This is a genomic window from Acidithiobacillus sp. (genome assembly GCF_023256195.1).
GTDB lineage: Bacteria > Pseudomonadota > Gammaproteobacteria > Acidithiobacillales > Acidithiobacillaceae > Acidithiobacillus_A.
In genome coordinates, this window is record NZ_JAGDWX010000036.1 from 115,693 (window position 1) to 128,076 (window position 12,384).

15 protein-coding genes are annotated in these 12,384 nt (G+C 63.3%); 9 read left to right on the forward strand and 6 right to left on the reverse strand.

The annotated features are described in order from the left end of the window. Positions 1-20 precede the first annotated feature (20 nt). The 4 genes from Q0C23_RS09430 to pilM are packed head-to-tail and all read right to left on the reverse strand — an operon-like array spanning position 21 to position 2,828. A complete protein-coding gene (locus Q0C23_RS09430) occupies positions 21-563 on the reverse strand; it encodes a pilus assembly protein PilP (RefSeq protein WP_291512124.1) in 543 nt (180 codons plus the stop codon). Next, entirely contained in the window at positions 560-1,198 is a 639-nt protein-coding gene (locus tag Q0C23_RS09435) for a type 4a pilus biogenesis protein PilO (protein WP_291512125.1), read from the reverse strand. The genes Q0C23_RS09430 and Q0C23_RS09435 overlap by 4 nt, the downstream gene beginning before the upstream one ends. Further along, positions 1,195-1,782 carry a PilN domain-containing protein gene (locus Q0C23_RS09440; RefSeq protein ID WP_291512126.1) on the reverse strand — a complete coding sequence of 196 codons (588 nt, stop codon included), beginning with the start codon at positions 1,780-1,782 and terminating at the stop codon, positions 1,195-1,197. The genes Q0C23_RS09435 and Q0C23_RS09440 overlap by 4 nt, the downstream gene beginning before the upstream one ends. Continuing rightward, entirely contained in the window at positions 1,779-2,828 is a 1,050-nt protein-coding gene (pilM, locus tag Q0C23_RS09445) for a type IV pilus assembly protein PilM (protein ID WP_291512127.1), read from the reverse strand. Before pilM ends, Q0C23_RS09440 begins: the two co-directional genes overlap by 4 nt. A 206-nt stretch (positions 2,829-3,034) precedes the next feature. Between pilM and tadA the strand changes: the two genes are divergently transcribed. From tadA to pssA, 9 genes are all read left to right on the forward strand, one after another. Beyond that, on the forward strand, positions 3,035-3,571 hold the full coding sequence (tadA, locus tag Q0C23_RS09450; RefSeq protein ID WP_291512128.1) for a tRNA adenosine(34) deaminase TadA: 537 nt from the start codon (positions 3,035-3,037) through the stop codon (positions 3,569-3,571). Next, positions 3,568-4,011 (forward strand): secondary thiamine-phosphate synthase enzyme YjbQ, encoded by a 444-nt coding sequence (locus tag Q0C23_RS09455; protein ID WP_291512129.1) that lies wholly within the window; start codon positions 3,568-3,570, stop codon positions 4,009-4,011. Before tadA ends, Q0C23_RS09455 begins: the two co-directional genes overlap by 4 nt. A 45-nt stretch (positions 4,012-4,056) precedes the next feature. Beyond that, positions 4,057-4,452 (forward strand): hypothetical protein, encoded by a 396-nt coding sequence (locus Q0C23_RS09460; RefSeq protein ID WP_291512130.1) that lies wholly within the window; start codon positions 4,057-4,059, stop codon positions 4,450-4,452. A gap of 9 nt (positions 4,453-4,461) precedes the next feature. Continuing rightward, positions 4,462-6,003 (forward strand): DNA mismatch repair protein MutS, encoded by a 1,542-nt coding sequence (locus Q0C23_RS09465; RefSeq protein WP_291512131.1) that lies wholly within the window; start codon positions 4,462-4,464, stop codon positions 6,001-6,003. Positions 6,004-6,140: 137 nt separating this feature from the next. Beyond that, the gene (ilvB, locus tag Q0C23_RS09470) at positions 6,141-7,883 is read left to right on the forward strand and encodes a biosynthetic-type acetolactate synthase large subunit (RefSeq protein ID WP_291512132.1); all 1,743 of its coding nucleotides are present in this window, start codon (positions 6,141-6,143) and stop codon (positions 7,881-7,883) included. A 1-nt stretch (position 7,884) separates the two neighbouring features. Next, positions 7,885-8,379 (forward strand): acetolactate synthase small subunit, encoded by a 495-nt coding sequence (gene ilvN, locus Q0C23_RS09475; protein ID WP_291512133.1) that lies wholly within the window; start codon positions 7,885-7,887, stop codon positions 8,377-8,379. 42 nt (positions 8,380-8,421) lie between these two features. Next, positions 8,422-9,438, forward strand: coding sequence for a ketol-acid reductoisomerase (ilvC, locus tag Q0C23_RS09480; RefSeq protein ID WP_291512134.1), 1,017 nt, complete (start codon positions 8,422-8,424; stop codon positions 9,436-9,438). Between the two features lie 72 nt (positions 9,439-9,510). Further along, positions 9,511-10,221: a phosphatidylserine decarboxylase gene (locus Q0C23_RS09485; RefSeq protein WP_291512135.1), complete on the forward strand. Its 711-nt coding sequence runs from the start codon at positions 9,511-9,513 to the stop codon at positions 10,219-10,221. After that, positions 10,218-10,967: a CDP-diacylglycerol--serine O-phosphatidyltransferase gene (pssA, locus tag Q0C23_RS09490; protein WP_291512136.1), complete on the forward strand. Its 750-nt coding sequence runs from the start codon at positions 10,218-10,220 to the stop codon at positions 10,965-10,967. Before Q0C23_RS09485 ends, pssA begins: the two co-directional genes overlap by 4 nt. Before the next feature lie 12 nt (positions 10,968-10,979). Here the strand turns inward: pssA and Q0C23_RS09495 are convergent, their stop codons facing one another. Continuing rightward, positions 10,980-11,633, reverse strand: a complete 654-nt coding sequence (locus Q0C23_RS09495) for a DUF202 domain-containing protein (RefSeq protein ID WP_291512137.1) — start codon at positions 11,631-11,633, stop codon at positions 10,980-10,982. Positions 11,634-11,648: 15 nt separating this feature from the next. After that, positions 11,649-12,384 (reverse strand): ATP-binding protein (locus Q0C23_RS09500; RefSeq protein ID WP_291512138.1); only part of this gene is annotated, 736 nt, incomplete at its 5' end.

Consider the following 12,384-nt stretch of genomic DNA (forward strand, 5'->3'; position numbering starts at 1 on the left):
GGTCCTGGACTGGGGCCTGCTCAGTCATTGCTCTGCATCTGCATTACGGTTTTCTGCTTTTGATAGCCACCAAAGGCATTGGGCAGGAACTGTTCGACGACGACTTGGCGCTTCTTGGCGTCAATGGCGACGATATGACCATTCTTGTCACCGATGCCATTACCCAGGGTCGCCTGGTAGACCTTGCCATCGGGGGTACGAAATACCCCCCAAAATTGGCCGTTGCTGGTCTGTACGATTCCCGTCAGCGTGAGGCTGCCGAGATCGTACTTCTCCAACGGTTGCAGCGGGCCCTTGTGCTGCGGCAGGGGGCTCGTGCTGGCGTTGGCCGCCTCGGCCCGCAGCTGGAGTTCCGAGAAGCTCGTGAAGGGATCCCGGCCCAGGGGGTTCTCGTACTGGGTGGCGACGTAGGGGGTGAGCTTGGGCAGCGGTGGCACATGACCCTGCGTCGGCGGCTCAGCCGCAACAAAGGCCCGCAGCTTGGCCAGGTTGTCCTCATGGGAACAGCCCGCCAGCAGGAGCACGCCGCTCAGCAGCCATACCTTAGCTAGGCGAGTTTTCACGGTTTCTTGCCCTCCGTCTGCTGGTTCTGCTCCGCCAGGTAGCGGTAGGTGGTGGCGGTGCACTGCATCACCAGCTTCTGCGTTGCCGTCGCCTTGGCCAGGGGCGAGCCGGTGTTGGCGACGCGGCTGATATCGATATCGTTGATGGTGACGATGCGCGGCATGGCCGCCACCGCCGCGGCAAAGCGACCGATCTCGTCGTAACTGCCCACTACCTTGATCTTCACTGGAATCTCGGCGTAGAAGTCCTTGTTGGTCTCGGGCAGCGGCTGGAAGAGCTCGAACTCCAGCCCACGGCTACGCCCCGCCAGAGTGACGTCGTCCAGCAGGGAAGGGATCTGGCTGCGGTTGGGCAGCTGCTGCAAGAAGCGTTCGAAGCGCAGATTCATTTCCTTGATCTGCGCCTGGTAGGCCGGGAGATTGGCGGCCAGAAGCTGCTTTTCGCGCACGGCATTCTTCAGCGACTCTTCCTGGGCGTGCAAAGTGTGATAGCGGTCGTTCTCAGGCGAAATGAACCAGATCCAAGCGACGATGCCCAGCAGCGCGATCAGCACGAGTGCGGCGATGGCCTTGGTCTTGGTCGGCCAGCGCATGATGTCTTCCACCTGGAGGTGGCGCAGTTCATCGAAGGTCATGGTTTAGCTCCTGCATCCTTGGCAGCGCTGTCCGTGGCAGCGGCGGGGGATACCACCTGCATCTGCAGGGTGAATTGCTCCACGGTATCGCCGGCCAACTGCGCCTTGCTGATGATGTCCAGGGTCGGCTTGGTAAGAACGCCGGAGCCCTCGATGTGGCGCATGAAAGCCGCCACCTGATCGCTCGCCTGGGCGTAGCCGTTGACGGTGATGGTGCTGCCCGTCTGCTGCAGGTGCGTCAGAAAGACCCCCTTGGGCGTGATGGCGGCGAGGGTGTTGAACAGACGGACGACCAGATCGCGTTGGTCCTGAAGCTTGGTAATGATGCCTTCCCGCGCGAGGAGCTCGTCCCGTTTCTTGCGCAGATCGGCGATGGAGGCGATCTTGGCGTCGAGCTCTTTGGTGACGCCCTGCAGGTAATCGACCTTCTCTTGTTCGTTTGCGACGCGCGCCGCAAATATGCTGTAGACGCCGTAATAGAGGAGTGCCGCCAGCAGCAGGACGCCCACCAGCCCGAGGACAAAGAGCTGGCTGCGGCGCGCCCGCGTGGCTTCGCGATAGGGCAGCAGATTGATCCGGATCATGCTGGCAGCCTCCTGAGGGCCAGGCCGCAGGCCACGGCCAGGGAAGAGCGATCGGCCTCGAGAAAGCGGCGACTGACCTGCGCCGCCATATCCATGCCGGCGAAGGGGTCCGGCGCCTGGACCGGGATGTGCACCAGCTGTTGCAGCTGCGCGTCCAACTGCGGCAAGGTCGCGCCTGCACCGAAGAGCCGAACCGTCGCGAGCTGTACGTCGGGCATGCTGGCCTGAAAGAAGTCCACAGCCCGAAAGATCTCCTGTGCCAGGTTGCGGACGAAGGGTTGCAGGACCTCCTTGGGATAGTCCTGCGGCAGGCCGCCGAAGCGCAGCATGCGTTGGGCGTCCTGAGCTTCGAGGCTGTAGCGTCGCTGTACTTCCTCAGCAAGCCGGGCGACGCCGAAGTTGTGCTCCCGCGAGTAGATGGGTTGGCCTTCCTCAAAGACGTGCAGGGCCGTGGTGAGGCTGCCGACCTCCAGGAGAGCCACGGACCGATGATCCTGCGGGCTCGCCTCGAGGTGCTGGAACAGGCCCCAGAGGGTGAATTGCTGGACGTCGATGATCTTGGGTTTGAGGCCGCTGGCTTCGAGGATGGCGGCGCGATCCTCCACGGTTTCTTTCTTGCAGGCCACCAGCAGCACGCGCTTGTAACCCCGGCGCTGATCGTCCGGTCCGAGCTCCGCGAAGTCGAAGTTGACCGCGTCGATGCTGTAGGGAATGTACTGGCTGCCCTCGAAACGGATCTGCTCCTCGATGCCCTCGTCGTTGAGGTCGGCGGGCAAGGAAATGACCTTGACGATGACGGCGTTGCTGGGCAGAGCCGTGGCCACCGCCTTGGTACGGATCCGGGAGCGTTCGAGAATGCTGCGGATGGTGTGCGTCACCACGTCCACGTCGAGCACTTCACGATCGTTGACGGCACCGGCGGGGAGGCTTTCGGAATCGGCATTCTCGACCCGGATGCGTCCTCGGGAAGCCGACAGTTCGACGATTTTGACTGCCTCGGGAGATATATCCAGGCCGAGCAGCGGAGGACTGGGCAAGCGCAGCACGTCATCTTCCTTCAAAGCTGTGGTTGAGCTTCATTCACCCGTTCCGGGGCCGCCATCCGGCGATCCGAGAATCTCGGGCACGTATGTTTTTTGCAACTCGGTGAGGGAAATTAGCAGCATTCTCTGCCCTGTCAAGGTAAACCTGAGCCTTGCACGCCGGCGCTGGCGGTTTGGCCGTACGCCGTCTTTGCGCTTACACTCTTTGCATGATCATCGAGCAATGCGATCCCTCTGCGGCGAGGGCAGCGGAACCTGAGGCGGCCAGAGAAGCGGACGATCTGCGCTGGATGCGTCTGGCCCTGGCGGAGGCACAGCGCGCCAGCGTGCTGGGCGAGGTCCCCGTCGGCGCGGTCTTGCTGAGCGCCGACGGTGTACCTCTGGCCCGCACCCACAACCGTCCCATCGCTACCCAGGATCCCTCCGCCCACGCCGAGGTCCTGGCCCTGCGCGAGGGCGCGCGTGCCCTGGGTAATTACCGTCTGATGGGAACCACCCTGTACGTGACCCTGGAGCCCTGCGCCATGTGCGCCGGAGCCATACTGTTGGCGCGGGTGGCGCGGCTCGTCTTTGCGGCCCGGGACCCCAAGGGAGGTGCCGTGGTCAGCCGTCTGGGGGTGCTCGACGCCGAGCCGCGGCTCCATTACACGCACTGGCACGAGGGCCCCTGCGGCGACGACAGTCGTGCGCTGCTGCAGGAGTTCTTCCGCGCTCGGCGCGCCGGCAAGAACGGTCTGATCGCGTGAGTACCGTGCTCCAGCAGGTGGATACGCAGTGGCGCATCGCCACCAGCGGACGGGCTCTGTATCGCCTCGATTCCCGTCTCGCCTCCTGGCTGCACGAGGTCGGTGCGGCGAGCGGCTGGGTGCAGGTGTTCCTGCCCCATACCTCGGCGGGCCTCATCCTCCAGGAGAATGCCGACCCGGACGTCCAGCGTGACTTGCTGGACTTCTTTCATCGCCTCGTGCCCGACGGCGACCCGCGCTACCGCCACCAGAACGAGGGGCCGGACGACATGGCTGCGCACATCCGCACGACCCTGACCCAGAACAGCCTGAGCATTCCCGTGCGGGATGGCGGCCTGCAGCTCGGGACCTGGCAGGGACTCTATCTTTTCGAGCATCGACAGCAGGCGCAGCAACGGCATCTGTGGGTCGGTTTCACGGGCCGTTGCGCACAGCGCTGATCATTCGGGGGAAAGATGTCGGATTTCAGGAAAAGCTATGAGGGCATGCTTTGGGCCATCCGGGAGTGGAAGGACTGGGAGACACTGTTGGCGCGTCTGATGTCCCAGAGCGAGGGCTGGTACGCCTACTTCGTCGGTATGGAGCTGCCGGAAAAGCCTTTGGCGGCGCCGGAGTTTCAACGTTTCCTGAAGGAGATGGACCTGCTGTTGCGCCGCGATCACCGCGAGCGCTATCTCGGTATCGTCTACGTCGACGATCGCGAGCATCCGCAGCTCATCAAAATCTACGATCCCAACAATCTCGGTGCTTCCTGCGGCAGCAGTGGCAAGCACATTCCGCCGGGCTGGGTTCTGTCCAGGTTCCCGCCCGAAACGCTGCCGGCGCCGCCGATCATTCCCGAGGGAAGACGGCGCTGGTGGCAGACCGTGTTCAATCCGTGAGGGCCGGGTATGGAAGCCGATCTCAAGAAACTGGAATTTGAGGGGATCCGACGACTGTTGGAAAAGTTGTGCGCCACGCCCTATGGCGCCGATGCCGCCCGCAATCTGGCACCCGCCCCCAGCGTGGCGGCGGCTCGACAATTACAGCAGGCCATTGGCGCGGCCCGATTTGGACTCGAGAGCGGCGAGGGTCCGGTACTGCCGGAGCTGCCGGACGTCCGTGCCGCGCTGCGACAGGCGGCGACGCCGGGCGCCGCCCTGTCCGGCTCGGCGCTGCGCAATCTGCACCGGGTTCTGCGGGTCGGCCGGGAGTTGCGCCCCTTCGTGGAGCGCCGCCCGCTGCTCCTGCCCGCCGGAGCCGCGCAGCTGGATGGTGCGGCCGATCTCATCGAGCGCATTGACGCCCATCTCCTGCCCAACGGCGCGGTTCGGGAAGATGCATCGCCGGAGCTGCGCACACTCCACGGCGAGTTGAAAACGGCGCGCGAGGGGGTGCAGCGTGATCTGAGTGCTCACCTGCGCCAAGGCGCCAAGGCGCACTGGGCAGGTCAGCGTCTCTGTCTGCACCTTCCGGACGGCTTTCGGGAAGAGATTCGTGGCGTGCGCCGGGGTACGGGACCGGGGGGACACGGGTTTCTGGTGGAACCCATGGAGCTCGTCGCCGGCAACAATCGTCTGGAGAAACTGGCCGGGAGCGTGGAGCAGCACAACCAGGCGCTGCTGCGGTTGTTGACGGACGAGGTGCGCAGTCGTCTGGAGTCCCTGCAGCAGCTCGTCGACAGTCTCACTTGGCTGGACCTTGCGGTGGCCGGTGCGCAATTATCCATGCACTTGCAGGCGCAGCCCGCGGAGCTGGTGGAGGAGCCCGTGTTGGTGCTGGAGGGCGCCCGCCATCCGCAGTTGATCCTTGCCCACGCCGAAGGACATGGACCGGAACCGCGACCCCTGAGCGTCCGTATCGATGCCGAATGCCCCATCCTCGTGGTCACGGGCCCCAACACCGGCGGCAAGAGTGTGTCTCTGAAGACCGTCGGGCTGCTCACGGTCATGGCTCACTGTGGCCTGCATCTGCCCGTCTCGGGACGGGCCGTGGTCGGCAATTTCCATCGGGTCTTCGTCGACATGGGCGACCCGCAGAGCGTCGCCTTCGCCCTGTCTACCTTCTCCGGTCATGTGGAGGTACTCAAACGCCTGCTGGAGGCGGCGGACGATCACACTCTCATCCTTTTGGATGAACTCGGGACTGGTACCGATCCCGAGGAGGGCGCGGCGCTGGCCATGGCCGTACTGGATCAGCTGGCCCGCCGCGGCGTGCGCGGGATGGTCACGACCCACCTGACGCCCATCAAGGCCTTTGCCGAGGCGCACGAGGGGCTGCAGAATGCCTCCATGCGTTTCGACCATCAGCGTCTTGAGCCCACCTACGAGCTGCAAATCGGCATAGCTGGCCAATCCCTGGGGCTGCTGGTCGCGGAAAAGCGTGGCCTGCCTTCCGATTTGGTCGCCCAGGCACGCGCCTATCTCGAGCAATTGCACAGCGCCGCGTCCTGACGTCCGGCCACAGAGCGCGGATGGCACCGTCGGTCTGCATAGACCCTGCTCGGCGCGCGCCAAAGCTTTTTTATTTGACCTTATGGATAAAAATGCATAGCGTGTTTTTCGTATTTTTATTCCTGAAGGAGTAGAACATGACTGGCCTCCAAACGACCATGGATCGCTCCAGTGCAGAACTGGAGCAGGAGATCTCGGGTGCAGAGATCGTCGTGCGCGCCCTGCGCGACGAGGGAGTCGAGTTCGTATTCGGTTATCCCGGTGGCGCAGTGCTCTACATCTACGACGAGCTGGCCAAACAGGAGGAGCTGAAGCACATCCTCGTGCGCCATGAGCAGGCCGCCGTGCATGCTGCCGACGCCTACGCTCGCGCCACGGGTCGGGTCGGTGTGGCGCTGGTCACCAGTGGCCCCGGTGCTACCAATGCCGTTACCGGCATCGCCACGGCCTACATGGATTCCGTGCCCCTGGTGATCATTACCGGGCAGGTGCCGGTGGCGCTCATCGGCAACGATGCCTTTCAGGAAGTGGACACCGTCGGTATCACCCGGCCCTGCACCAAGCACAATTTCCTGGTGAAGGATGTGGCCGATCTGGCCAACACCCTGAAGACGGCCTTTTTCCTGGCGGCCTCGGGGCGGCCCGGGCCGGTGCTGGTGGATATCCCCAAGGACATCACCGTCAAGCGCTGTGCCTACCGCTATCCCGACAAGGTGCAGCTGCGCTCTTACAAGCCCACGGTGAAGGGACACGCGGGACAGGTGCGCAAGGCGGTGCAGCTCATTGCCAGCGCCGAGCGGCCGATGTTCTATACCGGCGGCGGCATCATCCTCGGCAACGCGGCCGAGGCATTGACGGGCTTCGTCCGCCACCTTGGCGCGCCCATCACCAATACCCTCATGGGTCTCGGCGGATTTCCGGCCAGTGACCCGCAGTTTCTGGGCATGCTGGGCATGCACGGCACCTTTGAGGCCAACATGGCGGTGCAGCACAGCGATGTGCTCATCGCTCTGGGTGCGCGCTTCGACGATCGGGTGACAGGCAATCTGGAGGCCTTCGCGCCCCACGCACGCATCGTCCACGTCGACGTCGATCCCTCGTCCATCTCCAAGAACGTCAAGGTGGATGTTCCCATCGTCGGCGATCTGGCCATGGTGCTTGCAGAGATGGATCAAGCCTGGCGCGAGGGCGGTTATCGTCTCGATCCGGCAGCACTCAAGGCCTGGTGGGAGCAGATAGCGGCTTGGCGGGCACGGGACTGTCTGCGTTACGAACAGGGCGACAGCATCATCAAGCCTCAGTATGTGGTGCAGAAGCTGCACGAGCTGACGGGCGGCGACGCCATCGTCACCTCCGACGTTGGCCAGCACCAGATGTGGGCGGCGCAGTTCTACGGTTTCGACGCCCCGCGCCGCTGGATCAACAGCGGCGGCCTCGGCACCATGGGTTACGGTCTGCCGGCGGCCATGGGGGCACAGCTGGCGGATCCGGAGCGCACGGTGATCTGCATCACCGGTGAGGGCAGTATCCAGATGAACATTCAGGAACTGTCCACCTGCCTGCAGCATCGTCTACCCATCAAGGTCGCCTGCCTCAACAACCATTATCTCGGTATGGTCCGGCAGTGGCAGGAGTTCTTCTACGAGAGCCGTTACGCCATGAGCTATGTCGATGCCTTGCCGGACTTCGTCAAGCTGGCGGAGGCCTACGGGCACGTCGGTCTGCGTGCCGATCGGCCCGCCGATGTCGAGCCGGTGATCCGCGAAGCCCTGCGCCTCAAGGATCGTCTGGTCTTCATGGACTTTCAGGTGGATCCCACGGAGAATGTCTATCCCATGGTGCCGGCCGGTGCCGCTCTCTCGGATATGATTCTCCTCTGACATGCAGAGTCCTCGTCACATCATCTCGATCCTTCTGGAAAACGAATCCGGCGCCCTGTCGCGGGTCGCCGGCCTGTTCTCCGCCCGGGGCTACAACATCGAAGCCATGACCGTAGCCCCCACTCACGACCCCAGCATCTCGCGCATGACCGTGGTTACCCGCGGCTCCGAGGAGATCATGGAGCAGGTGTTGAAGCAGCTGAACAAGCTCGTGGAGGTGATCCGCGTCCACGATCTTACCGACGGTCCCCACATCGAGCGGGAACTCATGCTCATCAAGGTGCACGCCGTCGGTCCCGATCGGGAGGAGGTGAAGCGTCTGGCCGACATCTTCCGTGGACGCATCATCGACGTCACCGACCGCTCCTATACCATCGAGCTCACCGGCACCGGCGAAAAGCTGGACGCGTTTCTGAGCGCCCTGGATCCGGGCATGGTCATCGAGGTGGTACGCAGCGGCGCCAGCGCCATTGCCCGCGGCTCTCGCAGCATCTGATTCCTGGTTTTGCCTTTCCATCTCATAGCTACTGAGGACCTCATGAAAGTTTTTTACGACAACGACGCCGATCTTGCCCTGATTCAGAAGAAGAAAGTGGCCATCCTGGGTTACGGTTCCCAGGGACATGCGCACGCCCTGAACCTCAAGGATTCCGGCGTCGATGTGGTGGTGGGTTTGCGCCCGGATTCATCCTCGCGGGAGAAGGCCGCCAAGGCCGGTCTCGAGGTGCGCAATGTGCCAGAAGCGGTAGCGGGTGCCGATCTGGTGATGGTGCTGACGCCCGACGAGGGACAGGCGCGACTCTACCGCGAGGAGATCCTTCCGCACATCCGACAAGGTGCGGCATTGCTCTTTGCCCACGGCTTCAATGTCCATTTTGGACAGGTGCATCCGCGCAAGGACCTCGACTGTTTTCTCGTCGCACCCAAGGGGCCGGGCCATCTGGTCCGCTCCACCTACACGCAGGGCGGTGGGGTACCCTGCCTGATCGCCGTCCACCAGGACGCCAGCGGCAACGCCAAGAACCTGGCGCTGGCCTACGCCAAGGCCATCGGTGGCACCCGTGCCGGGGTCATCGAGACCAGCTTCCGGGAAGAGACGGAAACGGACCTTTTCGGCGAACAGGCGGTGCTCTGTGGCGGCGTCAGCGCCCTGGTGCAGGCCGGTTTCGAGACCCTCGTGGAGGCTGGATACGCTCCGGAAATGGCTTATTTCGAGTGTCTGCACGAGCTCAAGCTCATCGTCGACCTGATGTATGAGGGGGGTATCGCCAACATGCGCTACTCCATATCCAACACCGCCGAATACGGTGACCTCACCCGCGGTCCGCGAGTCATCGACGAGCGCACCAAGGCGGAGATGGCAAAGATTCTCAAGGAGATCCAGACCGGCGAGTTCGCGCGCGAGTTCATTCTTGAAAATCAGGCGGGTACGCCAAAAATGCAGGCCATGCGGCGCTTGGGTGCCGAGCACCCCATCGAGGTGGTGGGACAGAAATTGCGCAGCATGATGACCTGGATCGGCCAGAACCGGATCGTGGACAAGTCCCGCAACTAGGGACATTCCCACCATGCAGGTCGGTTTTGCGGTGCGCGCCGGGCAGATCCGTCGGAGCGACGGGTACGGGACATGGTCCTGGCCTGCACCGCAGGGCAGACCGCCGCGGCCAGCCCAGTCATGAATCCGCAGGCGAGGATCCTCGGCATCGCACGAGAGGGCTGGCCCTTCGTGGTCATCTTTGTCGCCTTCACCGCGCTGGTCTGGGCCCTGGCGGGCTTCTGGTGGAGCCTGCCCCTGCTGCTGCTCAGTCTCTTCAGTCTGCAATTCTTCCGCGATCCGCGTCGGCCACTGCCGGCGGCCACGCGTGGCGGTGTGCTTTGTCCCGCCGACGGGCGGGTCATCGCCATCGAGCAGGTGGAGGATCCCTATCTGCAGCGACCGGCCATCAAGGTCAGTATTTTCATGAACGTCTTTGACGTGCACGTCAATCGCACGCCGGTGGCCGGCGTGGTGCAGGGCGCCTGGTATTTCCCGGGGCGTTTCTTCAATGCGGCCTTGGCCAAGGCGTCCCTCGAAAACGAGCGTAACGCGCTCTGGCTGCAAAGCGGTGATGGGCAGGATGTGACGGTGGTCCAGGTGGCGGGTCTCGTGGCCCGCCGCATTCTCTGCTATCTGCGTCCCGGCGACCGGGCGGAGTTGGGCGGAAGGCTCGGCTTCATTCGTTTTGGCTCGCGGGTAGATACCTATCTCCCTCTCGGAAGCGAGTTGCGGGTGAGTCTGGGGGATCGGGTGCGTTCGGGTGCCCAATGGCTGGCCGTTTTGCCCGAGACCCAGGCGTGAAGGCACGCTATCCGCGCCGCGGCGTCTATCTCCTGCCCAATCTGTTTACGACGGCCAGCCTTTTTGCGGCCTTTTACGCCATCGTCGCTTCGGTGCACGGGCATTTCCGGATGGCAGCCATCGCCATTTTCGTGGCGATGATTCTGGACGGTCTCGACGGGCGGGTGGCGCGCATGACCGGGACCCAGAGCGCCTTCGGTGCTGAATACGACTCCCTGGCCGACGTCATCGCCTTCGGCGTAGCCCCAGCTTTACTGGTCCTGCTCTGGGGGCTACAGGATTTTGGCAAGCTCGGCTGGCTCGGTGCCTTCGTCTATACCGCCTGCGGGGCCTTGCGCTTGGCACGTTTCAACAGTCAGGTGCACAGCGCCTCGAAGCGCTACTTCCAGGGTCTTCCCATTCCTACGGCGGCGGCCGTGCTCGCCAGTCTGGTCTGGGTTGCCGTAGGGGAGCGTCATCCCTGGCTGACGCGGGTGGCCGAGATACTGGCACTGGTGCTCGTCTACCTGTTGGCCCTGCTCATGGTCAGCAATATCCGTTATCGCAGCTTCAAGGATTTCGATCCCCATGGCCGGGTACCTTTCGCCCTGGCTATCGGGTTCGTCCTGATTCTGGCCCTCATCGCCGTGCACCCACCGCTGGTGCTCTTCAGCGCGGCGCTACTCTTCACGCTGAGTGGTCCCTTGCTCACCCTCTGGCAAATGCGCCAGCACCGCCTTCTGCGACGGCGCCACGGTCATCACTGAGCTATCGCGATTTCAGGGCGAGACGCGAATGATCATGACCGCCAGCACGCCGGTGATGGTCAGCAGGATCACCCCATAGAGTCCGTACAGAAACTTGTTGATGTGGTATTCGCCTCGATCCACCTTGCGCACGGTGCGGATGAAATTGATCCCGCCGATAACGAGATTGGTGACGCCCAATAGGATGAAGACGATGCCTATCCCCGAGAAACTCTCGCCCATGGTCAGCTTGGTGTGCAACATGACCGATAGCTGTTCCAGGAAGAAGTCAAATTTCTCGATGACGAAGCCGAAGGCGATGAGACCGATACCGGTGCGTACCCAAGCCAGGAAGGTGCGCTCCGCCGCCATGTAGATGCGCGGATCGATGATTTCTTTAGCTGCCACAGTGATTCCTTTACCGATGTGTTCGAGATCGGCCATGAACCAGAATCCTACCAGAAATATGAGGACGATGGCGGGCCAGGTAAGAAGACGAAAAAGCTCTGTGAAAAAATGGGCGAGATGCGCGTAGTGGAGGGCGTGAAAGAGTACCGCCAGTCGTGCAGAAAGTAGCCCGGTGCCAATGGCTATGAAAAGAAACTTGAAATAGCCGAGGTAGGTACGCTCCAGCGCCATGTACAGACGCGGCTCGCGGGCAGTGGGTAAATGACGCAGCAACATCATGGGGGTGGCGCTCCGTCAGTGCCGCAGGCTGAGAGCCAGGCGACGGTACTGGATGGCCTCGGCCAGATCCTCCCGGCGTATCGTGTCGCTCGCCTCCAGATCGGCCACACTGCGCGCTACTCGTAGCACGCGATGGTAGGCGCGGGCCGAGAGCGCAAGGCTCTGCGCCGCACGCTCCAGGAAGGCCCGGTCAGCGGGCGCCAGAATTGCGTGCCGATCCAGGGCGCTGCCCTGCAGCTGGCCATTGAGACAGGCCTGCCGGGCCAACTGGCGCTCGCGGGCCGCCGCGACACGCGCACGCCACACCGCCGAGTCGGTACCGGAATTCTTCTGCTGGAGTACTTCGATGGGCAAAGCGGGTACCTCCACCTGGATGTCGATGCGGTCCAGCAGCGGGCCCGACAAGCGACCGCGGTACTGCTGGATCTGCGCGGGCGTACATCTACAGGCCTCGCGCGGGTCTCCCAAGTGACCACACGGGCACGGATTCATGGCCGCCACCATCTGGAAGCGTGCCGGGTAACGTGTATGTCGGTTGGCCCGGGAAATGTGTATTTCACCGGTTTCCAGAGGCTCCCGCAAGGCCTCCAGGACGGCTCGTGGAAACTCCGGCAGTTCGTCGAGAAAAAGTACGCCCGCGTGGGCGAGACTGATCTCGCCGGGCTTGGGTCGGGAGCCGCCGCCCACCAGTGCCACGGCCGAGGCGCTGTGGTGTGGGCTGCGGAAGGGGCGCCGCCGCCAGTGGCGGGCC